Annotated in this window: 22 protein-coding genes, 1 tRNA gene and 1 other RNA gene; 16 read left to right on the forward strand and 8 right to left on the reverse strand. The window is 66.7% G+C overall.

Annotated elements, in window-relative coordinates:
* Positions 1–27: 27 nt before the first annotated feature.
* Positions 28–495 (reverse strand): hypothetical protein, encoded by a 468-nt coding sequence (locus GM1_RS05490; protein ID WP_157435831.1) that lies wholly within the window; start codon positions 493–495, stop codon positions 28–30.
* 71 nt (positions 496–566) lie between these two features.
* Here GM1_RS05490 and GM1_RS05495 point away from each other — a divergent pair, with 71 nt between their 5' ends.
* From GM1_RS05495 to GM1_RS05515, 5 genes are all read left to right on the forward strand, one after another.
* Positions 567–1,490, forward strand: coding sequence for a cation diffusion facilitator family transporter (locus tag GM1_RS05495; protein ID WP_040519548.1), 924 nt, complete (start codon positions 567–569; stop codon positions 1,488–1,490).
* 46 nt (positions 1,491–1,536) lie between these two features.
* Positions 1,537–1,908: a DUF5709 domain-containing protein gene (locus GM1_RS05500; RefSeq protein WP_008377203.1), complete on the forward strand. Its 372-nt coding sequence runs from the start codon at positions 1,537–1,539 to the stop codon at positions 1,906–1,908.
* Between the two features lie 22 nt (positions 1,909–1,930).
* Entirely contained in the window at positions 1,931–2,479 is a 549-nt protein-coding gene (locus tag GM1_RS05505; RefSeq protein WP_040519549.1) for a TetR/AcrR family transcriptional regulator, read from the forward strand.
* Positions 2,480–2,573: 94 nt separating this feature from the next.
* Positions 2,574–4,649, forward strand: a complete 2,076-nt coding sequence (gene pta / locus GM1_RS05510; protein WP_040519550.1) for a phosphate acetyltransferase — start codon at positions 2,574–2,576, stop codon at positions 4,647–4,649.
* A 96-nt stretch (positions 4,650–4,745) separates the two neighbouring features.
* Positions 4,746–5,945, forward strand: coding sequence for an acetate kinase (locus GM1_RS05515; protein WP_008377208.1), 1,200 nt, complete (start codon positions 4,746–4,748; stop codon positions 5,943–5,945).
* A gap of 195 nt (positions 5,946–6,140) precedes the next feature.
* On the opposite strand, the gene GM1_RS05520 is transcribed toward GM1_RS05515, so the two are convergent.
* A complete protein-coding gene (locus GM1_RS05520; RefSeq protein ID WP_008377210.1) occupies positions 6,141–6,692 on the reverse strand; it encodes a hypothetical protein in 552 nt (183 codons plus the stop codon).
* Positions 6,693–7,715: 1,023 nt separating this feature from the next.
* Entirely contained in the window at positions 7,716–8,657 is a 942-nt protein-coding gene (locus GM1_RS05530; protein WP_008377214.1) for a GlxA family transcriptional regulator, read from the reverse strand.
* Positions 8,658–8,764: 107 nt separating this feature from the next.
* On the opposite strand from GM1_RS05530, the gene GM1_RS05535 reads away from it, so the two are divergent.
* Positions 8,765–9,076, forward strand: coding sequence for a putative quinol monooxygenase (locus GM1_RS05535; protein ID WP_003941073.1), 312 nt, complete (start codon positions 8,765–8,767; stop codon positions 9,074–9,076).
* A gap of 1,341 nt (positions 9,077–10,417) precedes the next feature.
* A complete protein-coding gene (locus GM1_RS05540; protein WP_008377221.1) occupies positions 10,418–11,656 on the forward strand; it encodes a tyrosine-type recombinase/integrase in 1,239 nt (412 codons plus the stop codon).
* A 101-nt stretch (positions 11,657–11,757) separates the two neighbouring features.
* Here the strand turns inward: GM1_RS05540 and GM1_RS05545 are convergent.
* Positions 11,758–11,846 (reverse strand) — tRNA-Ser (locus tag GM1_RS05545).
* A gap of 60 nt (positions 11,847–11,906) precedes the next feature.
* Between GM1_RS05545 and ffs the strand changes: the two genes are divergently transcribed.
* The 3 genes from ffs to GM1_RS05555 all read left to right on the forward strand — a co-directional run bounded on the left by ffs (position 11,907) and on the right by GM1_RS05555 (position 15,622).
* Positions 11,907–12,001, forward strand: an RNA gene (gene ffs / locus GM1_RS21865) — signal recognition particle sRNA small type.
* 62 nt (positions 12,002–12,063) lie between these two features.
* Complete coding sequence (locus tag GM1_RS05550; protein WP_008377222.1) at positions 12,064–13,335, forward strand: aspartate aminotransferase type Ic; 1,272 nt, start codon at positions 12,064–12,066, stop codon at positions 13,333–13,335.
* A 43-nt stretch (positions 13,336–13,378) separates the two neighbouring features.
* Positions 13,379–15,622: a DNA polymerase III subunit gamma and tau gene (locus GM1_RS05555; RefSeq protein WP_008377224.1), complete on the forward strand. Its 2,244-nt coding sequence runs from the start codon at positions 13,379–13,381 to the stop codon at positions 15,620–15,622.
* Between the two features lie 4 nt (positions 15,623–15,626).
* Here GM1_RS05555 and GM1_RS05560 read toward each other — a convergent pair whose 3' ends face one another.
* Together GM1_RS05560 and GM1_RS05565 are read right to left on the reverse strand one after the other, a co-directional pair.
* Entirely contained in the window at positions 15,627–16,895 is a 1,269-nt protein-coding gene (locus GM1_RS05560; RefSeq protein ID WP_008377225.1) for a class I SAM-dependent methyltransferase, read from the reverse strand.
* On the reverse strand, positions 16,892–18,304 hold the full coding sequence (locus GM1_RS05565; protein WP_008377227.1) for an FAD-binding oxidoreductase: 1,413 nt from the start codon (positions 18,302–18,304) through the stop codon (positions 16,892–16,894). The genes GM1_RS05560 and GM1_RS05565 overlap by 4 nt, the downstream gene beginning before the upstream one ends.
* Positions 18,305–18,428: 124 nt before the next feature.
* Here GM1_RS05565 and GM1_RS05570 point away from each other — a divergent pair, with 124 nt between their 5' ends.
* The 6 genes from GM1_RS05570 to GM1_RS05595 all read left to right on the forward strand — a co-directional run bounded on the left by GM1_RS05570 (position 18,429) and on the right by GM1_RS05595 (position 21,694).
* Positions 18,429–18,866, forward strand: a complete 438-nt coding sequence (locus tag GM1_RS05570; protein WP_008377229.1) for an SRPBCC family protein — start codon at positions 18,429–18,431, stop codon at positions 18,864–18,866.
* A 62-nt stretch (positions 18,867–18,928) separates the two neighbouring features.
* Positions 18,929–19,813 carry a pseudouridine synthase gene (locus GM1_RS05575; RefSeq protein ID WP_008377231.1) on the forward strand — a complete coding sequence of 295 codons (885 nt, stop codon included), beginning with the start codon at positions 18,929–18,931 and terminating at the stop codon, positions 19,811–19,813.
* A complete protein-coding gene (locus GM1_RS05580; RefSeq protein ID WP_008377232.1) occupies positions 19,813–20,142 on the forward strand; it encodes a hypothetical protein in 330 nt (109 codons plus the stop codon). The genes GM1_RS05575 and GM1_RS05580 overlap by 1 nt, the downstream gene beginning before the upstream one ends.
* Before the next feature lie 23 nt (positions 20,143–20,165).
* Complete coding sequence (locus GM1_RS05585; protein WP_008377234.1) at positions 20,166–20,519, forward strand: YbaB/EbfC family nucleoid-associated protein; 354 nt, start codon at positions 20,166–20,168, stop codon at positions 20,517–20,519.
* A gap of 9 nt (positions 20,520–20,528) precedes the next feature.
* Positions 20,529–21,140 carry a recombination mediator RecR gene (recR, locus tag GM1_RS05590; protein WP_008377235.1) on the forward strand — a complete coding sequence of 204 codons (612 nt, stop codon included), beginning with the start codon at positions 20,529–20,531 and terminating at the stop codon, positions 21,138–21,140.
* Positions 21,140–21,694 carry a uridine kinase family protein gene (locus GM1_RS05595; protein ID WP_008377236.1) on the forward strand — a complete coding sequence of 185 codons (555 nt, stop codon included), beginning with the start codon at positions 21,140–21,142 and terminating at the stop codon, positions 21,692–21,694. Before recR ends, GM1_RS05595 begins: the two co-directional genes overlap by 1 nt.
* Before the next feature lie 26 nt (positions 21,695–21,720).
* Here GM1_RS05595 and GM1_RS05600 read toward each other — a convergent pair whose 3' ends face one another.
* Both GM1_RS05600 and GM1_RS05605 read right to left on the reverse strand, forming a co-directional pair.
* Positions 21,721–22,434 (reverse strand): type 1 glutamine amidotransferase, encoded by a 714-nt coding sequence (locus GM1_RS05600; RefSeq protein WP_008377238.1) that lies wholly within the window; start codon positions 22,432–22,434, stop codon positions 21,721–21,723.
* Entirely contained in the window at positions 22,434–23,705 is a 1,272-nt protein-coding gene (locus tag GM1_RS05605) for a MurT ligase domain-containing protein (protein WP_008377240.1), read from the reverse strand. Before GM1_RS05605 ends, GM1_RS05600 begins: the two co-directional genes overlap by 1 nt.
* Positions 23,706–23,716: the final 11 nt, after the last annotated feature.

Raw genomic sequence — 23,716 nt, forward strand, 5'->3', positions numbered from 1 at the left:
GCAGAACGGGGGAGACTCGGGTGTCCGTCACGGATTCGGGGAACATTCGGCGGCGAAACTGAAGGTACGCCGCAGCAGGAGCACTCCGAGTGCGGTGACCAGCGAACCCGCCGCCGCGATCCACACTCCGTCGGCCCGAAGCATCGTCTCGGGGACCGCGATCACCGAGAACAGTGCACCCACGACCGCGAGCGTCGCGACAGCACTGGCGATCGGCCGCCACGCACGGTCCGTTCCGCCCGTCGCGCGTACGCTGAGCAGCATGATCGCTCCGATCGTGGCGAGAGCGATCATCCACTGCAGGTGATTCACATGCGCCTGGTATCCGGGCTCGCTGATCTGCCCGAATCCGTTCACCGTCATCGACGGGCGGGTCGCCGATGCATACCAGGGGAGGAGATGTGCACCCGCCGCAGTGAGCAGCCCGGCGACGGTGACGACGACGTCGACTCGGAACGCGACTCGTGGCTCGACTCGGCTGCGTACGGGATTCACGATCACGGTTCCTCCTGACAGTGACGTTTCACTGACCGTAAAGGCGTTCGACGACGCAGTACTGCGTGCGAATGACTTCGCGGTGGGAGGATCGACAGGTGAGCGAACGTGGAGATCTCAGCAAGTGGGCGCTGCTCAGCGTCGCGGCCGCCGTCGTCACGATCAGCCTGAAGACCTATGCGTGGTGGATCACTGGATCGGTGGGTCTGTTGTCGGACGCCGCGGAATCCGTCGTCAACCTGGTGGCGGCTGCGGGCGCGTTCATCGCGCTCAAGGTCGCGGCGCGGCCGTCCGACGACGACCACAACTTCGGGCACACGAAGAGCGAGTACTTCTCGGCGGTCGTGGAAGGCGTGATGATCGTGGTCGCCGCGGGCGTCATCCTCTACACAGCCGTCGAACGGCTGATCAACCCGCAAGAGCTCGAAGCCGTCGGGATCGGTCTGCTGATCTCGGTCGGCGCGACCGTGGTGAACGGCCTCGTCGCTTGGAAGCTCATCACGGTCGGCCGCGCCCATCGGTCGATGTCGCTGGAGGCCGATGGAAAGCATCTGCTCACCGACGTCTGGACCACCGTCGGGGTCATCGGGGGCGTCGCTCTTGTCGGGATCACCGGATGGCCGCCGCTCGATTCGCTCGTCGCGATGGCAGTCGCGGTGAACATCATCCTCGTCGGATGGCGACTCGTCAGAGACTCCACCATGGGACTCATGGACACCGTGATCCCCGAGTCCGAACGCGATGCGGTCGACGAAGTCCTCGACCAGTTCCGCGGCGACGGAGTCGACTTCCACGACGTCCGCACCCGGGAGGCGGGACACATGCGGTTCGTCCAAATGCACATGCTCGTCCCCGGGACGTGGACCGTCCAACAGGCCCACGATCTTGTCGAAGAGGTTGAAGCCGCGCTTCACGACGCCGTCGACGACCTGCGTCCCACCATTCACCTCGAACCGATCGACGACCCGCGCAGTTATGAACCGTGGCGTCGCTGACCGCAATCGCGTGACGCCGTCGCCAGGACCGACCTACCCTGAGACCATGAGTTCCCGGGACGACTACGACGGCGAGTACGACCTCGACGAGAGTGATCAGCTGCAGCCTGAGGACACTCTTGACGACGCCGAGGTCGGTGACATCCTCGACCGCGGCTACTCGCCGCCCGACTACGCGCCCGGGAACCACGAGCACGAGACTCTGGATTCGCGGCTGGCCGAAGAGGAACCGGATGTCGCTGCGAACGATGACGACGCGGACCCGGACTTTCCGGAACAGGCTGAATGTGGGAACTCACGTGCGGGCCGGATCGTCGCATCCGACATCGCGGGCGACTCCGACGTCTTCGGTCGTGACGCAGGCGTCGACGGTGCAGGTGCTTCGGCCGAAGAGGCCGCCATGCACATCATCGACTGACGATTTCGATACGGTTCTCGGCATGGACCGTGACCGGATGGTGGAAGTCGGCGTCGCGCTGGTGTCGCGATTCGGGGCGAAGGCGCTCAGCCTGACGTCGGTGGCGCGGCATGCCGGGGTGGCGCGCGCCACGGCTTACCGGATGTTCGGCGGCCGCGAGGCGCTCGTCTCGGCCATCGTCTCTCATGAGCGCGAGCGCCTGCGGGTGGAACTCACAGGCTGGGCCGCCGACGAACCTGATGTCGCAGAGCGAGTGCGCAAACGGGTGATCGGCTCGCTCGGCTACATCCGCGACCACCAGGCGCTGCAGTACGTTCTGCGGAACGAGCCCGAAGAAGTCGTCCGATCTCTCGTGACCGTCGAAGGCGCGGGCGGACCGTCGCTGATCGATTTGATCGTCGACTCGGCGATGGAAGATATTACCGACGACGAAGCCGCCGTCATTCATCCCAACCCGCGTGCGGGGATCGAGTACATGGTCCGGACCGTGTACTCGTGCATGCTCGTCCCGTCGTCGTCGATGAGCGACGAGGAGATCGCCGACATGGTGGTGCGCGCCGTCATCCGCTGACCACTCGCTCGGCGGAGCGCGGCCCTCATGCTCAGGCGGAGCGCAGCCCTCTTGGTCATCGAGCGGAGTCGAGATGAACGCTAATGTGGAGCCCATGACTGGCTCTGGCGCCCGCAGCATCTACATCGCGTCGGCCGAGGGGGACACCGGCAAGTCGACCGTCGCGTTGGGAGTGCTCGCACTGCTCGCTGCGACCGGTGGTCGCGTCGGTGTGTTCCGGCCGATCTCCCGAGCGGCGGCGGGGGAGCGTGACTACATCCTCGACCTGCTGCTGCAGTTCACATCCGTCGACGTGCCGTACGACGACTGCCTCGGCGTCACGTACGACGATGTGCACCGCGATCCGGACGCCGCGATCGCCGACATCGTCGCGAAGTACCACGTCGTCGCCGAACAATGCGACAACGTGCTCGTGATCGGGTCGGATTACACCGACGTCGCGTCACCGTCCGAACTCGGATACAACGCGCGGATCGCCGCGAACCTGTCGGCGCCGATCATCCTCGTGGTGAAGGCCCTCGACCGTGAGCCCGCCGAGGTCAAGGCCATCGCCGAGATGCTGATGACGGACATCAAGGCCGCTCATGCGACGACTGTCGGCGTAGTCGCCAATCGATGCGACCCCGACCGGGTCGCGGCGCAGGCGAGTGCCCTGACCAGCACCGGAGTCCGCGGATGGGCGCTGCCGGAAGACCCGGTGCTGACGGCCCCGACGATGGGCGAACTGCAGACTGCCCTCGGCGCCACTCTCTACAGCGGCGACGACGCGCTGCTCGACCGTGAGGCGGTCGAGGTGATGGTCGGCGGAATGACCGTCGAACACATCCTGGAACGCCTCAGCGAGTCGATGGTGGTGATCGCGCCCGCCGACCGATCCGACGTTCTGCTCGCCCTGGTCAACGCCAACGCGGCAGAAGGCTTCCCGCGGCTGGCCGGCATCGTCATGAACGGCGGGCTTCGACCGCACCCCATGATCGACGCGCTGGTCAAGGGGCTTCGACCGACGCTGCCGATCCTGTCGAGCGAGCACGGCACGTACGAGACGGCGCGCATCGCGTCGCACACACGCGGGCGGATGGTGTCCGGCTCGGCGCGGAAGATCGACGCGGCGATGACACTGATGGAACGCCACGTGGCGACCACAGAGCTGATCGACGAGCTGAAACTGCACGTCGCCGAAGTGGTCACTCCCCAGATGTTCGAGTACCAGCTGATGGCGCAGGCCCGGTCGGACGTCAAGCACATCGTGCTGCCGGAGGGCGGCGACGACCGGATTCTCCGTGCCACCGACCGACTCCGCAGGCGGGGCGTCGCCGAACTGACACTGCTCGGGAACGTCGACGCGGTCCGTCGTCGTGCGAACGAACTGGGCATCGACCTGTCGGGCGTGGACGTGATCGACCCGACGACATCGGACTTGATCGACGAGTTCGCCGATGCCTACACCGAACTCCGCAAGCACAAGGGCATGACGCGGGAGCGTGCGCTCGAGGTGGTGCGCGACGAGTCGTACTTCGGCACGATGCTGCTCCACACCGGACGTGTCGACGGCATGGTGTCGGGAGCGGTGCACACGACGGCGCAGACCATCCGACCGGCATTCGAGATCATCAAGACCGTGCCGGGTGTGTCGACGGTGTCGAGTGTGTTCTTCATGTGTCTGGCCGACAAGGTGCTCACCTACGGCGACTGCGCGATCGTGCCCGATCCGACCGCGGAGGAACTCGCGGACATCGCGATCTCGTCGGCGCGCACGGCTGCGGCGTTCGGCGTTGAACCACGGGTCGCGATGCTGTCGTACTCGACCGGAGGATCCGGTTCCGGCAAAGACGTCGACAAGGTTCGGGAGGCGACGGCGCTTGTCCGCGAGCGGGCACCGGAAGTGCTCGTCGAAGGTCCGATCCAGTACGACGCCGCGATCGAGCCGAGCGTCGCCGCCACCAAGATGCCCGACTCGCCGGTCGCAGGCAAGGCGACGGTGCTGATCTTCCCGGACCTCAACACCGGCAACAACACGTACAAGGCCGTCCAGCGCAGCGCGAACGCCATCGCGATCGGTCCCGTTCTCCAGGGCCTCAACAAGCCGATGAACGACCTCTCGCGCGGCGCTCTCGTCTCCGACATCGTCAACACCGTCGCCATCACCGCCATCCAAGCGCAGATGATCTAGAGTGCGCCGAGCCGCCCCGCCTGCTCTTTCAAGCCATTCCGTCTGCTCTTCGGGCCGTCCCACCTGCTCTTCGAGCGAAGTCGAGAAGGAGAACTCATGATCGTCGAAGGCTCGGTCCTCGTGGTGAACGCGGGGTCGTCGTCGTTGAAGTACCAGGTGTTGGATCCGGTCACCGAGGAGGTGATCGCCGACGGACTCGTTGAGCGGATCGGCGAGCCGATGTCGTCGGTGAAGCACTGGTACCGCGGTCACGATGTACGCCGCGAGGTTGCGCTGCCGGACCACGAGGCGGCGATCGCGTTGGTCCTCGACCTCTTCAAGGCAGACGGCGTCGACATCGCCGATTCAGGTCTGTCCGCTGTCGGACACCGTGTGGTCCACGGTGGTCGGAGCTTCTTCGCTCCCACTCTCATCACTGATGAGGTGCGGTCCGAGATCGAGCGGATCTCGCCGCTGGCGCCGCTCCACAATCCGGCGAACCTTACCGGGATCAATGCCGTCAGCGCGTTGCTGCCCGACGTCCCGGCTGTCGCAGTCTTCGACACCGCGTTCTTCAGCGATCTCCCCGACGAGGCCGCCACGTACGCCTTGGACGCCGAGGTGGCGCGGGAGTACGCCGTGCGTCGCTACGGGTTCCACGGGACAAGCCACGAGTACGTGTCGCGGTGCGCCGCCGACTTCTTGGGGCGCGACGTCGCCGACATCAATCAGATCGTCCTGCATCTGGGCAACGGCGCGTCGGCGTCGGCTGTCCGCGGCGGGGCACCGATCGACACCACGATGGGCATGACGCCCCTTGAAGGTCTCGTGATGGGGACGCGGACGGGCGACATCGACGCAGGCATCGTCTTCCAGCTGTCACGGGTGGCGGGGATGTCGATCGAGGACATCGACACGCTGTTCAACAAGAAGTCTGGCCTGAAGGGCTTGTGCGGCGACAACGACTTCCGCTCGATTCTGGAACGTGTCGCGGAGGGGGACGATGCTGCCGAGCGCGCGTACCGCGTCTACCTGCACCGACTCCGTCGGTACATCGGCGCCTACATGATCGAGCTCGGCAAGGTCGACGCGATCGTCTTCACCGCGGGCGTCGGCGAGAACGCCGCGCCGGTCCGTGCCGACTCTCTCGCCGGTCTCGAGAATTACGGAATCCGGATCGACGCGGATCGGAACGCGGTCCGCTCGCCCGACCCGCGGCTGATCTCCACCGACGACTCGGCCGTCGCCGTGCTTGTGGTGCCGACGAACGAGGAACTCGCCATCGCCCGAGCAGCGGTGGGGGTCGTAAGCGCCTGATTCGCTCCTCACGAACAACTTCGGCACTCTCCACCGCGCATACCGCGGCGGAGAGTGCCGAAGTTCGTGTCAGACCCGGCTTCGGATCGCCACCGTGCGGGCGCCGACCAACGTCGCCGCGACGATCAGCACCACAGACGTGATGACCGCGACCCACGTCGCCGTCGAGACGCCGAAGTCGGACAGGCTCGCGACCTACATGCCGACACCGGTCGCCGCAGCGCCCCCTATCGGTAGAGCGCACGCCGCTGTCTTCACCGTGGGAACGGTGGGGTCGTCGTCCGACATCCGTAGGACGCCGTAGATCGCGGCGAGCGCAAGGGCATAAGCGAGCAGCCCACAACCGGCGTAGATCGCGAGAACCGTGCCGGTGTCGGGTGCCGGCCGGACCAGTCCGCCGAACGCGACGGTGGTCGCAAGTCCTACGCCGATCCCGGCCCCGACCAGGCCGGCGACGCCGACCCGCACGAAACAGTTGCGATCGGGGCCCCGCATCACCAGCCCGGTCAGTCGGGTCAGCACCCCCACAACGCCGCCCACGATCACGCCGACGAGGACAGGCACGGTGAACACTCCCTCGCCCGCCACACCGACACTGCTCGAAATGAAGTCTGCTGTTCCGTCGGCGTGGCTCGTTAGAGGTGTGTACGCGGTGAACGGATAGATGATCCGCATCGACACTGTCAGCGAGGCGGTCATCAACCCCAGGTACCCGCCGAAGAGCGCAAATCCGAATGTCTGCTTCATTCGTTCATACTTGCAGCCCGCCGTGGTCGGCTCGGCGGTTCACGCATGATGCGAAGACTCCCGCTAATTGTCCGACGAATAGCGGGAAGCTACGCGGCACGCGTGAAGAAGATGCGATGTCAGAAGCCGGCGTATCGGTCGACCAGGCGCTTCGCGTCGAGCAGGCTCAAGCGTCGGTCCGCCTCGCGAACGCGCTTCACCGCCTCCACGCGATTCGATGAACCGGACGTCGCGGACCTGACCGACTCCGGTGTCCAATCCGCGGAAGCGGCGGTCGACGTCTCCGCTGCGGACCTGGAACGATCGTCGGTCCAGATAACCGCGACCGTCGATGCCACCGCAAGGGCTCCGACTCCGAACGCCCCTCCTCCCGAATCCGCTGTGCCCAATAAACGCAAGAACCCTGCCTTCGTTCCTCAGGCAGGGTTCTTGCGTTTGGCGGAGGATAGGGGATTCGAACTCTCGCGGGCGTAGACGCATGGCGGTACCAGGCGGGGCATGGAAACGCCGCTGACGTGCGGCGGGCCGCTGACAGCTGTCGTGTAGGTGCATCCGAGCACATCGCCATGCATCTGTGGTGTTGCATGGTTCGTTGCAAGAACTGAACGAGCGCTCCCCGATGCGATTGGGGGTCTTCTCAGATGAGGGTGTAGGTCGGCCGGGCGCGTCGGTCCGCAGATAGACGTCGATGTCTCCCGACGACGGAGGTTCCTACGCCATCCATCCGAAAGACCTCGACGTGTCCGACGCTACCCCGCCGGCCGGCTTCGGCCGCCCTGACCTGACCGCCTTCGCGTCTCATCCCAATCGACCCTGATCGAGTCTGCTGACCCCCTCGACGAGAACGCAGCGACATCACAGCCACCCAACCCCGACCGTCCGGGAAGCCGGGACACGTCACATGGCCTGTGCTGCGGGCGTGTCGAGTGGGTCGTCCAGGGGCGACGCAGGAGCGTCGACGCGACGTGCTCAGAGGTGGTTCCAGTCGAGCACTAGGACACCGGCTACAGGCATGGCGATAGGTCAGGAACGGCGTCGCTCCCTACGCAGGAGGGAGCGCAGAGTCTCGGCGTTCGCGTAGCCGACCCGTAGCGCGATCTCGGCGGAGGTGAGGTCCGTGGTTGCTGAGAGGTGCCGAGCTCGTTCGATGCGAAGCCGTTGGACGAAGCCGAGCGGAGTGAGGTTGAGCGCCGCACGGACTCGTCGTTCGAGGGTGCGCCGGCTGGTGCCGAGCGACTGCGCGACGAAGGCGACGTTGAACGGTTCGTCCAGGCGGGCGCGCACCAAGCGTTCGAACTCGACGACGATCGGGTCCTCGTGCCGGAGATGTTCGTAGGCGACGAAGGCCGCCTGCGACGGACGCTCGTCGATGACGAGGAGCTTGGCGACATGTTGGGCCAGGTCGGGGCTGATCGATCGCACGAGTGAGAGCGCGAGGTCGATGTGGGCGAACGCGGCGCCGGCGGTGACGAGGTTCCCGTCGACCACGACCATGGTGTCGAGATCGAGGGCGACGGTCGGATAGCGCTTCAGGAACTCCGGCCCCAGGAACCAGCTGGTCGTCGCCCGCCGATGATGCATCCGTCCGGTCTCGGCGACGGCGAACACGCCGGTGCACGCCGCGGCGATCCGGGTGGTCGCCTCGTCGAGGCGCCCGAGCGAGGCGATGACCGAACGAGCATCTCGGCTCTGGAGGGCGTCGTGGGTCGCGGCGGCCGTGAGGGTTCCAAGCGCAGGGACGACGACCACGTCGAACTCTGCGGACTCCGACAGCGGGTGGTCCACCGACAGGGTCATCGATGCCGTCGTGGTCACTCGCCGTTTCGGTCCGAGGATGGCGAGTTCGATCGGGTCGATCCGCGGGTCGATATCGCTGCGGGCTCCGTCGGCCACCCGCACGATGTCGATGATCGACGCGATAGCCGAACCGAAGCAGCCGTCGATCGCGATCAGTCCAATACGCATGACGTAAACAATAGCAATACTGCCGTATACGCCACTTCCCACATGCCCTTGCTCGTCATACGCTGAACTCGTCCCACGAAGAACCCCGATTTCAAGGAGAGTCCCTCATGTCCACACCCGCATCACTTCCGTATGCCTTCGTCGCCAAGATCGTCGCGGCCGATGGACAGCACGACGCGCTCGCCGATCTGCTCGCCGGCGCTGTCGCGCTCGCCAACGAAGAAGTAGGAACGATTGTCTGGTTCGCGGTCAGGACCCACGCCGACACCTTCTGGATCTTCGATGCATTCCCCGACGAGGCCGCTCGCGACGCCCACGCCAACGGCGCCATCGTCGCAGCCCTGATGGCCAACCAGCACCTCCTCGGCGCAGCACCCGAGATCCTGGCGGCCGACGTCCTCGCGTCCAAGCTCCCGTAGTCCGCCAACGCACGAGACGATCGCGCCCCGCCGAGCCGTCGCGAGGTCGCGACGCAACGCCACGCTGCGTTGCCGAGCGGTGCGAGGCCTATCGGCACACGGACAGGATGCCGGCCGCGAGCGCTCAGCCGGCGAGGGGTCCGTCGCAGAGGAGAGCGACGTCGGTGTCGGGCAGAGCCGTGAGGCCAGCGCATCGCGCGACCACCAGAACCGAACCGCCCCTGCCCTGCGTTTCCGCAGGTCAGGGGCTGTTCGCCGGAGCCGCCTGTCGGAATCGAACCGACGACCTAATCACGTCGGCTTTGCGTCTATCGCCTGATGCGCCCACTGGGCGAACGAGCCGCTGACCTGCGCAAACGCCGAGCGTGTGGGACGCCGCCATCCGGTGGTGACCGACGACGACCGACCAGTACCGACCGTTTCACCGGAGCTTGCGGCGGCGTCGAAGCCGAGCAAGCTCCATTCTTTAGCTCACCGCGCCCTCCTCCTCGCCGGTCCCGTCTTCGTCGAAGACGTTTTTCTCAGATGCCGGTGTAGGTCGGCCGGGCGCGTCGGTCCGCAGATAGACGTCGAGGTCTCCCGACGACGGAGGTTCCTACGCCATCCATCCGAAAGACCTCGACGTGACCGACACAACCCCGCCGGCCGGCTTCGGCCGCCCTGACCTGACCGCCTTCGCTCGACTCGACGGCCTCGGTCTGCGCGTGACCGGACAACGACTCGACGGCGAGTCGTTTGGTCTTGCCGGTGGCTCGTTGACAGATGGCGCACGTTCGGCCTTGTACGGCGTACAGGGCGGCGTACTGGGGTGCGTTGAGGCTGTACGCCGTTTCGGTGTGGCGGACGTGCTGTCGGGCGGCTACGGCACGAACTCACCGAACACGACGTCGTCTACTACGTCCGCGCTGCGATTACGGAAGACGGCCCGGCCCTCATGGACCTCGCGATGCGCAGGACCGACGGGGGGCCGATAACGCGCGACGATCTGCGGCGTATCCCGGCCCGTCGACTAGCTGCCGCGGCCGCGCATGTTCACGTGAACGACCGCGATAACCACGCTCCCGGCGTCGGACTACCGGACCTGACTGCGACCGAGCTTGTGGAGGCGCCGGATGACGCGCCCAAGCGAACGCGCGGACGCCCCCGCCGAAGCCCCTCAGAGCTGATGGAGGTCGCGCGGATCGCAGAGGAGGCACGCGGGGCCGGGATGCCGATGCACAAGGCTGTCGCGGCACGGTTGCACGTAAGTGAAAGCACGGCCCGACGGGCGATACAACAAGCGACTGACGCTGGATACCGGAGACGCACGAAGCCAAGTCAGAAACCACAAGGAGGAGAGCGGTGACCAAGCGGAAAGCGTCGAGCCGGCGTCGTGGAGTCGGGTCGATCACGAGCTACACGACGAAGGCTGGCACCCGCTGGCGCTACCAACTGTGGGTGCCTGTCGACTGGGCCGATCCAGGCAGCGGACTGCGACAGTCGGGCAAGGCTGGATTCGCAACGGCTGCGGAGGCTGACGAAGCGCTCGACGACGCGAAGGCGAAGGTCAAGGCGCGGCAGTCGTTCGCGAAGAACGTGCCGACGGTCGGCGATTATGCCGACGCGTGGATTGCCGCGCGACGATTGGAGCGGTCGACGATCGCGGCCTACGAGCGGATCGTGAAGAACCGCCTACGGCCGTACCGGATCGGATCGACAGCGGTCGACAAGGTGACTCCGACGATGATCGCTCGTCACTACGCCGAACTGCGGCAGTCGGGCCGACGCGACGTCAAGGGACAGGGCAAAGCGCTGTCGGAGAATAGCGTCAGCAAAGTTCACGCGCTTCTCGCATCGGTCCTCGACGCGGCAGTCGAGGACGGGCTGATGCCGGTGAACGTCGCACGCCGCCGCGGGATCGTGAACGCACCCACTGGCCTGACGATCCGCGCGAGCAGGCCAGAGGTGCACGCGTGGACGGGGCCGCAACTGCGGTCGTTTCTGCAGTGGTCGGTCGACACAGACGACGTCTTGTATCCGCTGTGGGTGCTGGCCGCCGGTACGGGCGCGCGTCGGTCGGAACTCCTCGCGCTGCAGTGGCGCGACGTCGACCTAACTGCGGGGCAGGTGACGATCCGCCGCGCACTCGACACTGCTGCGCCGACGGGGACGACGAAGGCGACGAAGACAGGCAGTGTGCGGACGGTCGACGTCGACATGGACACGATGGGCGTGGTGAAGGCGTGGCGTCGCGAGCTCGGCGCGGTGACCCTCGACTACACGCGGCCGACGGCGTTCGTGTTTCCGAACGTGACTACGGGTGCAGCGCGGTCGCCGAACGAGGTGTCGCGACGATGGCGAACTCGGATCAAGAACGCGCGGACTGCGCTGGGCGAGGATGCGTTGCCGGCTATTCGGCTGCACGACGTGCGGCACACGCACGCATCGATCCTCCTTGCGGCGGGCGTGCCGGTGCACGCGGTCGCGAAGCAGTTGGGACATGCGACGCCCACCGTGACGCTGAACACGTATGCGCATGTGCTCGAGGGCGCGCAACGGGCGGCGGCGGAGCGGTTTGCTGAGGCGCTGTCGGGTAGCTGATCGGCCCGATTTCCGGCACCTTGTTGCATAGGTCGTTGCATGACACGGGAAACGAGACCGCCCGAGACCTTGCTTAGTGCAGGTCACGGGCGGTCTGTTCCTGGCGGAGGATAGGGGATTCGAACCCCTGAGGGCTATTAACCCAACCCGCGTTCCAGGCGAGCGCCATAGGCCACTAGGCGAATCCTCCAGCACCAAGATGCTAGCTGGTCCCGGGTTGGGATCTCAAAACGGCCCCGCTACACTGGTCTACGGATCCCGCGCGGCGAGCATCCTGTGAACTCCCCCAGGGCCGGAAGGCAGCAAGGGTCAACGGGCTCTGCCGGGTGCGCGGGATCCTCTTATCTTTCAGGCGTTCCACAACGAGGCGTCCCCGGCCTGACCGGGACAGCGCGAGAGGCTCCACGTTGAACTACCACTCGATGAGTGTCGACGAGCTCCGTACCACCCGAGACGACCTGCGCCAGCGCTACGAGACGCTCAAAGCCGCAGGCCTGAACCTCGACCTCACGCGCGGCAAGCCCGGACCCGACCAGCTCGACCTGTCGAACCCGATGCTGTCCCTGCCCGGCGACGACTACCGCAGCCCGAGTGGAACCGACACCCGCAACTACGGCGGCGTCTCCGGACTCCCCGAACTGCGCGCGATCTTCGGTGAACTCCTCGGGACCGGCGCCGACCGCACCTTCGCCCTCGGCAACGCCAGCCTGCAGTCGATGCACGACGTCACCGTGTTCTCTCTCCTGCACGGCAACGTCGACTCCGCGAAGCCGTGGTCGGCCGAACCGATCAAGTTCCTGTGCCCCGTCCCCGGCTACGACCGCCACTTCGGCATCACCGAGCTCTACGGCATCGAGATGATCAACGTCCCGATGAACCCCGACGGCCCCGACGTGGACGCCTGCGCCGAACTCCTCGCCGCCGACCCGTCGATCAAGGGCATGTGGGTGGTCCCCACTTACTCGAACCCGACCGGGTACTCGGTGTCCGAAGACGTCGCACGCCGACTCCTCGCGCTCCCCGCGGCACCCGATTTCCGCATCTACTGGGACAACGCGTACGCCGTCCACACTCTGGTAGACGCCGCACCGCCGCCCCTGCCGATCCTCGACCTCGCCGAAGAGGCCGGCAACCCGAACCGGGTGTACGTGTTCGGCTCCACCAGCAAGATCACCTTCGCGGGCGCGGGCGTCGCGTTCTTCGCGTCGTCCAAGGCCAACCTGGACTGGTACTCCAAGCATCTTTCGGCGTCGACCATCGGCCCCGACAAGATCAACCAGCTGCGTCATCTGCAGTTCCTCAAAGACGCCGACGGCGTGCGCGCTCACATGGACCGGCACCGCGAGCTGATCGCCCCGAAGTTCGCCCTCGTCCTCGACATCCTCGAGGAACGTCTCGGCGAGTCGAAGATCGCGTCGTGGACCACCCCCGAGGGCGGCTACTTCATCAGCCTCGATGTCGTCGACGGCGCCGCGGCACGGACCATCGCCCTCGCGAAAGAAGCGGGCATCGCGCTCACCGCGGCCGGGTCGACGTTCCCGTACAAGAACGACCCGCACGACCGGAACATCCGACTCGCTCCGACGTTCCCGCCGATCGACGAACTCCGGACCGCCATGGACGGCGTCGCGACCTGCGCGCTGCTCGGCGCCACCGAAGTCCTGCTCGGCGAGCAGTAGGCCGTCCGGCACCGCTGTCGGAGGCCGCCGGTAGGCTTCACGTGTGGCCCTCTATCGCACGTATCGCCCGGCGACGTTCGCTGAAGTCGTAGGCCAGGAACACGTCACCGCCCCGCTCAGCAGAGCGCTCGATGCGGGCCGAATCAACCACGCGTACCTGTTCTCGGGGCCGCGCGGCTGCGGCAAGACGTCGTCCGCGCGCATCCTCGCGCGCTCCCTGAACTGCGTTGAGGGGCCGACGTCCACACCGTGCGGCGTCTGCCACTCGTGCGAGTCGCTCGGCCCCGGCGGTGCGGGGAACCTCGACGTCGTTGAACTCGACGCCGCCAGCCACGGCGGTGTCGACGACACCCGTGACCTCCGCGACCGCGCGTTCTACGCACCTGCTGAATCGCGATACCGCGTCTTCATCATCGACGAGGCGCACATGGTCTCGTCGGCGGGCTTCAACGCGCTCCTGAAGATCGTCGAGGAGCCGCCGGAGCACCTGATCTTCATCTTCGCGACCACCGAGCCCGAAAAGGTGCTCACCACCATCAAGTCGCGCACCCATCACTACCCGTTCCGTCTGCTGGCGCCGCCGGTGATGCGTGGACTCCTCGAAGGCATCTGCGCCAAGGAGAACGTGCTCGTGGCACCCGAGGTGTACCCGCTGGTGATCCGCGCGGGAGGCGGATCGCCGCGAGACTCGCTCAGCATCCTCGATCAGCTCCTCGCCGGCGCGGACGTCGACGGCGTCACCTACGACCGTGCCCTCTCCCTGCTGGGCGTCACGGACTCCGCGCTTATCGACGCCGCAGTCGACGCGCTCGCCGCAGGCGACGGATCGGCGTTGTTCGAGGTCGTCGAACGTGTCGTCGACGCAGGACATGATCCGCGCCGGTTCGCGATCGACCTCCTCGACCGTTTCCGCGACCTGATCCTCTTGCAGGCAGTGCCGGACGCCGCAGAACGGGGCCTCGTCGAGGCCCCCGACGATCAGCTCACCCGCATGCGCGCTGTAGTCGATCACCTCGGTGCGGCCACCTTGACTCGGTATGCGGAGGTGGCGCACGCGTCGTTGGGCGAGATGCGGGGCACCACGTCTCCGCGCCTGCTCCTCGAAGTGATGTGCTCCCGGATGCTGCTGCCCGGTGCGTCCTCCGACGCTGCGGCGCTCCTGCAACGCATTGAGACCCTGGAACGACGTCCGGCCGGAGTGGCACCCGGACCTGCAGGTTCAGCTCCCGCCGTTGAACGTCCCTCGGCTCCCGCCGCTCCGCGGCCCGACGAGCCGCCGTCGCGTTTCGTCCGTCCGTCTCAGCGCAAGGCGGTCGAGGAGACTCCGGCGCCGGAGCCTGCGACCCCCGCCGCGCCACCTGTTGCAGAGACGGCGCCGGTGCGAACCGATCCGGCTCCGGCTCCGCAGCCCGAACAGAAGCCGACTCGGGTCGAGCCCTCGGCTTCCGAGCCCGTCCGTACGGACCCGCAGCGCGAAGAGGCCCCGCGGCAGGAGCCTGAGCGTCGAGAATCTCCCCGACCGGAGCCTCCTCGGCAGGAACCGACGCGCCCCGAACCCCAGCGCCCCGAACCCCAGCGCGCCGAACCCCAGCGTTCGGAATCGCAGGGCGAGCAACGTCGACCGGATCCCGTCGACGACATCCCGCTCCCGCCGGAGCCTGCGATGGACGCGCCGCCGGAGCCGTACGACGCCCCGCGTCGTCGTGCGCCCGAGCCGACGCCGGAACCGGAGCCTCAGCCTGTGGCGAGTGGACTGACGGTGAACGAGGTGTCGGCGCGGTGGCCCGACATCCGAGCTGCCGTCCGAACACAGAGCACTGTCCTTGAAGCGATGCTGTCGGCGGCTTTTGTGCACGCGGTCGCGGGAACCGAGATCGTCCTCGGACACCCGCACAGTGCACTCGTGGGGCGTCTCGCAGACGAACGCGGACTGCGGGCACTGACGACTGCGATCGGAGAGGTATTCGGGCCGGGCAACAGCGTGAGCGTCGTTCAGGCGACGCCGGACTCCGCGCCCGCCGCGGTCAAGACAGTCGCCCCGCAGGAACCGCAGAAGCGTCAGACGTTCACTCGGCCCAGCCGTCCGCAGGAGGAGCAGGCGCCCGAGCCCGAACCCGAACCGGAGCCGGAACCCGAGCCGCTCACAGCGGACGAAGACCTCACCGACGACGAGCGTGACGAGATGGTCGCCGAGGCTCACAACGCGAGCCCGGACGCCCGACTCGACCCCGATCAGGTCGCGCTCGAACTGCTCAAGTCAGAGCTCGGAGCGCGACCCGTCGAGTAGCCCGTCAGGCGTCCCACCACGGTCGGAGGGGGAGCGTCTGTGCGCCGTCCTCGTCCAGACGGGTGGCCAGGGCGTGGTGGAGTTGGACGATGTCGCGTTCGAAACCGATCCGGCACCCGGCCATGTAGAGGCCCCACTGCCGTGCGGTGCCCTCACCGACTTCGGCGACGGCCTCGTCCCAGTTCTTCACGAGGTTGGCGTTCCAGTCCCGCAACGTCATCGCGTAGTGGATGCGGAAGTTCTCCTCGTGGATCACTTCGAGGTTCGGCACATCCTGCATCTTGGAGATGATCGTGCCGGCACCGGTGAGTTCGCCGTCGGGGAACACGTACCGCTCGATGAACGGGCCCGCTTTGCTCTTGTGACGGTTGTCCGGCCGGGTGATGCAGTGGTTGAGGATCATCCCTCCGGGCCGGACCTTGTCGCGCATGAACGTGAAGTACTTCGGGTAGTTCGCGACGCCGATGTGCTCGGTGAGGCCGATCGAGGAGACGGCGTCGAACCCCGACTCAGGGACGTCCCGGTAGTCGCTGTGCCGTACCTCGGCGAACTCCGACAGACCTTCGGCGACGATCGCGGCCTGCGCCCACTGAGCCTGTTCCTGCGACAGCGTCACGCCGAGCGTGTGGACGCCACGGCGGGCCGCGTACCGGACCATGCCGCCCCAGCCGCACCCGATGTCGAGCAGGCGGTCACCGGGCTGCAGCCGCAGCTTGTCGAAGATCAGGCGGTACTTGTTCTCCTGCGCCTGCTCGAGGGTCGCGTCCTCGGTCGGATACACGGCGCACGTGTACGTCATCGACTCACCGAGGACGAGTTCGTAGAACCGGTTGGAGACGTCGTAGTGGTAACTGATCGCCTCGGCGTCTCGCTCCTTGCTGTGGCGGAGTCCTTCGGCGAACCGTCGCCATTTCGGCAGCGACTCCTGCGGCGGCGGCGCGATCGGTTTGAAATGCTCAACACCGATGTCGCGCGCCATCTGCGCGAGTTCGAGGGGCCCCGGCTTGGTGAACTTGAGGTCGCCCGCGAGAGCTTGCAGTGTCGCGTACGGGTCGCCGGGATGGCTGCCGACCAAGTCCAGGTCGCCCGAGACGTAGGCCCGCGCCAGACCGAGATCACCCGGGGCGGTGACCAAGTACGTCGTGCCGCGTGGGTTCTTCAAGTGCAGGCCGTAGTCTGCATCGGCCGGACCGGCGCTGCTGCCGTCGTACGCGGTCACCCGGATGCCGAGTTCGTGCCCGACGAGCTTTTCGAAGATGTGCGCCAGTTTCACTGCTGCTTCACCGCTTTCTCGTAGAGGCCGAGGAGTCTGCCGTCCGGGTCGTACCGATTCTTCAATGCCGAATACGCCTCGCCTCCGTAGAGGCGGGAGAACTCATCCTTCGGATAGAACGACTCCGAGTACAGCGACTTGTGGCCGCCCAACTCGCTGACCTGTTCTTCGATCAGCCTGTTCGTGTGTCCCGGATGCCCGGGGGTCACTGGGACCGCCGACCAGAAGCCGACGTTCACGTAGGTGCGACCGCGCTGCAGGGGATACAGGGGCCACGGCTGCTCGGCGGCTCCGGGCGACGGTTCGGCCAGTTTGAGCGGGCACAGCCAGATCGGTTCGATCGGCACCTCTCGCAGGAACCAGCGCATGAAGTCGGCGGTCCGATCGATGGGCACCTCGATGTCTTGGACCACCCGCTCGTTGGCGGGCAGTCCCTTGCGGGCGTTGAGTCTGTCGGCGATGTTCCACCGGTGGTCGTAGCCGATGAGCTTCCAGTAGAAGCTGCTTCGGAGGTACTTCTTGGGCCAGAATCGGCGGATGCGCGGGTTCTGGGCGCCGAACGCACGCGAGCACCAGAACCAGTCGGTGTCCCAGCGCCACAGGTAGTCGCGGATCGTCAGACGGTCCCGTTTCGGGGTGTCGACGTTGTCGTGCTGAATCGATCGGTAGTAGATGTCGCGATCGGTGTAATCGCTGACCGGGCCGGGTTCGTCGGTCTGACGGCCGAGCACGAGGTAGCACTCGTCGGCGGAGAAGACGACACCGTCCAGGTAGTCGACCCGTTCGCCGTCGTAGACGTGGTCGTCGGCGACGGCGGTCATCGTCGCTTCCATGGTGTCGAGGTCGGTGAACCGGACGTGGCGCAGTTCGACGAACGGTTCGACCTCCTCCAGCGTGATCGCGAGTCGAACCGAGTATCCGAGTGTGCCGTACGAGTTGGGGAATCCGAAGAACAGATCGCGGTACTCGTTGTCGGGTCGTGCGACGACGAGTTCACCTGTGCCGGTGAGGATCTCGATCTCCTGAACCGCCTCATGGGGGAGACCTGCGCGGAATGCGCTGGACTCGATGCCCATACCGGTGACAGCGCCTCCGAGGGTGATCGTCTTGAGCTGCGGGACGACCGTAGGCGCGAGTCCGTGTGCGAGGGTCGCATCGACGAGGTCTTCGTAGGTGCACATTCCGGCTACCTGTGCGGTCCTCGTGGCCGGGTCGATCGAGATCACCGAGTCCAGGCCTGAGACGTCCAACCCGGGAGCGGATACGTCGGCGCGCTTGCGGAACAGGTTCGACGTCTTCTTGGCGAGCCGGACTGTCGAGCCCGGCGGGATCGCGCGGTAGCTCTCCACGAGACGGTTCACTCCACGATCGAACGCGGCGACGTTGTACTCCGAACGTATGGCGGCCACCTAGCCACCGTAGCGCTGGTCACGATTCCGGCAACAGCGGATATCGCCAGTACCGTGGTGGGGTACAGGTTCACGCGACACTGAAGCCGCGAGAACAGCGTTTTTCATGAAGGAGTCACCTCAAGTGGGTCAGGTCACCGCCACCGCAACAGTTCAGATCGCCGCACCCGTGGACGCCGTGTCCGCGGCACTCGCCGACTACGCATCGGTTCGCGCCGAGCTCCTCCCATCCAACTACCGCGACTACACCGTCGTCGAGGGCGGCGTCGGTGCAGGCACCGTTGTGCACTGGATCCTGCAGGCCACCGAGAAGCGTTCGCGCGACGTCCTCGCCGACGTGACCGTCACGGGCGACACCATCACCGAGACCGACCGCAATTCGACGATGGTGACCACCTACCGCGTCACTGCGGCGGGTGCGGGCTCGCAGGTCGAGACCACCACGTCGTGGAAGGGCGCCGGAGGGATCGGCGGCTTCTTCGAGCGCACGTTCGCGCCCAAGGGTCTGAACCGCATCCAGAACGAGCTGCTGGGCAATCTGAAGGCTCGCCTCGAGAAGTGAGTCGCAGGGGACGTCGCCGGACAAAACCGCTGGCCGCCCGGGACGGTGTCGACGCCACCCGGGTGGTTCTGCGTACCGACGACGTCCCTCGCAGCGTCGCCGAGACGTTGCTGCTGACGCCCTCGTTGAGTGATTGGACCCGCGACGACCTGGACAGACGCGCCGCCGCGGGGGAGATCGTCGATGTCGACGGGGCGCCTGTGGATCTGACGCAGATCGTCAGCAGGCCGGTTCCCGTCTACCTCTACCGCGATCTGCCGGATGAGCACGAGGTCCCGTTCGACATGCCGATCCTGCACGTCGACGATCGGCTGATCGTCGTCGACAAGCCGCACTACCTCGCGACGATGCCCCGCGGCTCGCATGTCACACAGACCGCGCTCGTCCGGCTTCGTCGCGAGTTCGGCGACGATGTCGCGCCCGTTCACCGGCTCGACCGGTTGACTGCAGGTGTTCTGCTCTTCACCCGCAGGCCGGACGCGCGGTCCGCTTACCAGGATCTCTTCGCGTCCAGGCAGGTGACGAAGGAGTACCGGGCGCTCGCGAACGCCGATGCTGCGCTCGTCGACGGCGTCCACATCGAGAACCGCATCGAGAAGAACACCGGTGACCTTCGTGCTCGTGTCGTGCCGGGCGAGATCAACGCGGTCAGCGACATCAATCTGGTCGAGACTCGAGAGTCGGGGTTCGGTCTCTACCGCCTTCGACCGTCGACCGGACGGACTCATCAACTCCGACTCCACATGGCCGGACTCGGGGTGCCCATCGTCGACGACCCGCTCTACCCGGTCGTCGATCGGGAGCGGGTCGACGCCGCAGTCGACGACTTCACCAGGCCGCTTCGGCTCCTTGCATACTCCGTGACATTCGACGACCCTTTCACCGGGGCGTCGAGGCACTTCGCGAGTGGCCTGTCACTGGAATCGCACGTCGGTAGCATCGGCTGATGGCGATCATCGGGAGTTACGAGCGACATCCGGACCTCGGATGTGAGGCCGTCGTGTTCCTCGACGAGGAGTCGGATGCGTGCGTGCAACTTCAACGTGATCTGCCGGGCCGGCCGAGGTCTGCGGAGTACTGCCTGACCACGGGCGCGAGTGCGCCCGTCTACGACGCGGTCGCCCAGTGGCGCCGCGTCGGGGACCGGTTCGAGTTCGCTCTGATCCCCAGGGCGGCACGGCTGTTCGGCGACGAGGTGATCTCGTTCGACGTCGTCACCGACGGTGACGTGAGCGTCGACCAACTCGCCGAGCATGTGGAGCGACTGCTCCGCTGACCGCAGCGACTATCCTGGACTCCGTGACTGACGCATTCGATCCCAGCGCCCTCTTCGGTGGCGGCGGCGGAGACAACCCGGTGGCCGGACTTCTCGCGCAGGCGCAGGAGATGCAGGCCAAGCTCGTGGCGGCGCAGGACGAGATCGCGAACACCACCGTGACAGGCCAGGCGGGAAACGGCCTCGTCACGGTGACCGGAACCGGCACGGGTGAGGTGACCGGGGTCGAGATCAAGCGCGACGTCGTCGACCCGGACGACATCGAGACCCTGCAGGACCTGCTCGTCGGCGCACTCGCCGACCTGGCGCACAATCGTGACGCCGTCACCGCAGAGAAGATGGGCCCGCTGGCGGGCGGCCTGCCCGGACTGGGCTGAGCAGACCTCATGTACGAAGGACCCATTCAGGATCTGATCGACCAGTTGGCGAAACTGCCCGGACTGGGTCCGAAGGGCGCGCAGCGCATCGCATTTCATCTGTTGGCGGGTGAGAACGCCGAGATCGATCGGCTCACCGCCGCCCTCGGCAAAGTCCGCGACGACGTGACCTTCTGCGCTGAATGCGGCAACATCGCCGCCGACCGCCTCTGCCGGATCTGCGCGGACGCGCGACGCGACGCGACCAAGATCTGCGTCGTCGAGGAGCCGAAGGACATCTACGCGATCGAGCGGACCCGAGAGTTCGACGGTCGCTATCACGTGCTGGGCGGGGCGCTCGATCCGTTGTCGGGCGTCGGCCCGGATCAGCTCCGCATTCGTGAACTGCTCAAACGGCTCGCGGAGCAGTCGGACGGCTCGGTCGTCAGCGAGATCATCGTCGCCACCGACCCGAACACCGAAGGCGAGGCGACGGCGACGTATCTGCTGCGCATGCTGAAGGACTTTCCCGGACTGTCGGTGACGCGTCTCGCGTCCGGCCTGCCGATGGGCGGCGACCTTGAGTTCGCCGACGAACTGACGCTCGGCCGCGCGTTGTCCGGACGTCGCGTGCTGGTCTGATGGATTGGGCGCGTCTCGCCGACGAGGTCGCGGTCCGCGACGGTCTCACCGAGGGCATGATCGCGATCGACGGTCGTTCCGGTTCAGGCAAGAGCACGTTCGGCGCCGAACTGGTGCGTGCCCTCGCCGACCGTGGACGGTCGAGTGTGCTGGTCAGCACCGACGACTTCGCGACGTGGGATCAGCCTGCAGCGTGGTGGCCGGAGATGGAACGCGACGTCATCCGCGCCTTCGAGCGACGCCACGACTACGTCTATCACCCGCGGATCTGGGTGGACGGGGCACCGCAGGTCGGCCCGTCGGTGTGGCTCCGCTGGAAACCGATCCTGATCATCGAGGGAGTCACGTCGGCGCGGCGCACCGTGTTCGATCGACTCACCACCGCCTACTGGATCGACGGCCCGTCCGCGGCAGAGCGTCTCGAGCGGACCGTCGCACGGGACGGCGAAGCCAGCCGGGCGCACCTCGCGGCGTGGCAGCAGTTCGAGGACGGCTGGTTCGCCGTCGACGAGACGCGGGACCGGTGCCGGGTGCTCGGCTCAGCCGAGCTCTGATCGATCCGCCGCGACCTCGCCGAAGGTCAGCGTCCTGCTGCGAGACGTTCCCGGCGGAGTCGGTCGACCTGGGGGAGGTCGAGAGGAGCGAGCTCAGTTCCGGTGGCCTTCGCCAGCAGGTAGTCCGCGAGTTCCGGGTTCCGGGCGAGGAGGGGGCCGTGCATGTAGGTGGCGAGAACGCTGCCCTGCACAACGCCTTCGACGGGTTCGCCGCCGCCGTTGCCGACGCCGTGCTTGACCCGGCCGAGGGGCTTCGCTGCCTGCCCGAGCGTCGTTCCGCCGCGATGGTTCTCGAACCCCGACAGCGGCTGCGTGAGACCGTCGAGCAGTGGATCGGTGATGAGTTCGCCGATCGCCCTGACTTCCTGAGGTGACGTCGTCAGATCGAGCATGCTGATGCCCGACACGCGCTCGCCCGCCGACGTCTCGTACCAGTGGCCGAGTACCTGAATGGCTGCGCAGATCGCGAGGACGGGCGTGCCCTTCTCCGCTGCGCGCTGCAGGCCGGGATGCTCGGCGAGGTGCCGGGTGGCGATGCGCTGAGCCGCGTCCTCGGCACCGCCGAGCGTGTAGACGTCAAGGGAGTCGGGGACGTCGTCGTCCAGCGTGAGCTCCACGATCTCGGCGTCCAACCCGCGCATGCGCGCACGTTGGCGCAAGATCAGCGCGTTGCCGCCGTCGCCGTAGGTGCCCATCACGTCGGGCAGGACCAGACCGATCCGCAGTGTCGACTCGCTCATCACTTCTCCTCGACCGTCGTAGCAGCGCCGGCCCTGTTCATCGCGATCGCGAGATCGCGGAACGCCGTGTAATTGGCAAGGACCTCGACTCGGCCCGGTGGGCAGGACCGGATCGCGGCCAACGGATCGTCGACGACGGTGTGCTCGGCACCCGCGTACAACAGGCGGACCGACAGATCCGCGGCTCTTTCACCTGCCGCGATGACCTTCGTGTTCTCGAACTCTTCGAAGCGGACGTCCCAGAGCCACGAGAGGTCCTCGCCGTCCGGGACCTGGCCGTTCACCGCGATCACGAGACTGTCGGCGTCCGGGTCGATCATCGACAATGCCTCCTGCCAGCCGGCGGGGTTCTTGGCGAGCAGCGTGCGGACGCGGTGATCGCCGAGACGCTGGACTCCGTACCGGCCCGCGATCTCGCCGACCGTGCCGACCGCCTTCGAGGCGGCAGCGGGATCAGCGCCCATGGCGACGGCCGTCGCGATCGCCTGCGTCGCGTTGCCGCGGTTCGCGCGGCCGGGCACCTTCAGTGTGAGGGGAGCGGTGAAACCGTCGGGCCCGTAGACGTTGTCGTCGTCGAACCACCAGTCGGGCGTCGGCCTGCGGAACGACGGAGCGCCGCTCGAGTACCAGTCGCCGTCGCGTCGGATGATCGGTTCGCCCGACCGTGGGCAGCCGACCGAGTCGCCGACCCACGCCGCGTCGGCGGCCACCCACACGACGTTCTTGCCGTCGTATGCGGCCGACGTCACGAGGACGTCGTCGCAGTTCGCGACAACCGTCGACTCCGGGTGCGCATCAACAGCGCCGCGCAGGCGGCGTTCGATCACGTTGATTTCGCCGACCCGGTCGAGCTGATCGCGCGACAGGTTCAGCATCGTGATCACCGCGGGAGAGGTGCTGTCGGCGACGTTCGGCACGTGCAGCTCGTCCACCTCGAGGGCTGCGAGCAGTGCGGGCCGGTGCAGCGTCAACGTCGCGATGATGCCCGCGTCCATGTTCGCGCCGTCCTCCTGCGTCGCGACGTCGCCGATGGTGGCGAGTGCGGCAGCAGTCATACGCGTGGTGGTCGACTTGCCGTTGGTCCCGGTGATCAACGCCGTCTTCTTGCCTGCAGCGAGGCGAGCCATGATCTTCGGGTCGATCTTCTCGGCGATCAGACCACCGATCATCGATCCCTTGCCGCGACCTGCGGTGCGCGACGCCCAGCGGGCTGACGCCGCGGCCGCGAGGGCGGTACGGGTGCGAATCGGGAGGCGAGGGGCATCCGGCATACCGTCGAGTT

The organism is Gordonia malaquae NBRC 108250, from assembly GCF_000344135.1.
In the GTDB taxonomy this organism is placed as follows: Bacteria; Actinomycetota; Actinomycetes; order Mycobacteriales; family Mycobacteriaceae; genus Gordonia; species Gordonia malaquae.

Excerpts from the sequence above, each read along its gene's own strand:
- GM1_RS05495 (WP_040519548.1), top strand. The coding sequence starts at position 567 with ATGACTTCGCGGTGGGAGGATCGACAGGTGAGCGAACGTGGAGATCTC.
- GM1_RS05500 (WP_008377203.1), top strand. The coding sequence starts at position 1,537 with ATGAGTTCCCGGGACGACTACGACGGCGAGTACGACCTCGACGAGAGT.
- GM1_RS05505 (WP_040519549.1), top strand. The coding sequence starts at position 1,931 with ATGGACCGTGACCGGATGGTGGAAGTCGGCGTCGCGCTGGTGTCGCGA.
- pta (WP_040519550.1), top strand. The coding sequence starts at position 2,574 with ATGACTGGCTCTGGCGCCCGCAGCATCTACATCGCGTCGGCCGAGGGG.
- GM1_RS05515 (WP_008377208.1), top strand. The coding sequence starts at position 4,746 with ATGATCGTCGAAGGCTCGGTCCTCGTGGTGAACGCGGGGTCGTCGTCG.
- GM1_RS05520 (WP_008377210.1), bottom strand. The coding sequence starts at position 6,692 with ATGAAGCAGACATTCGGATTTGCGCTCTTCGGCGGGTACCTGGGGTTG.
- GM1_RS05530 (WP_008377214.1), bottom strand. The coding sequence starts at position 8,657 with ATGCGTATTGGACTGATCGCGATCGACGGCTGCTTCGGTTCGGCTATC.
- GM1_RS05535 (WP_003941073.1), top strand. The coding sequence starts at position 8,765 with ATGTCCACACCCGCATCACTTCCGTATGCCTTCGTCGCCAAGATCGTC.
- GM1_RS05580 (WP_008377232.1), top strand. The coding sequence starts at position 19,813 with ATGGCGATCATCGGGAGTTACGAGCGACATCCGGACCTCGGATGTGAG.
- recR (WP_008377235.1), top strand. The coding sequence starts at position 20,529 with ATGTACGAAGGACCCATTCAGGATCTGATCGACCAGTTGGCGAAACTG.
- GM1_RS05595 (WP_008377236.1), top strand. The coding sequence starts at position 21,140 with ATGGATTGGGCGCGTCTCGCCGACGAGGTCGCGGTCCGCGACGGTCTC.
- GM1_RS05600 (WP_008377238.1), bottom strand. The coding sequence starts at position 22,434 with ATGAGCGAGTCGACACTGCGGATCGGTCTGGTCCTGCCCGACGTGATG.
- GM1_RS05605 (WP_008377240.1), bottom strand. The coding sequence starts at position 23,705 with ATGCCGGATGCCCCTCGCCTCCCGATTCGCACCCGTACCGCCCTCGCG.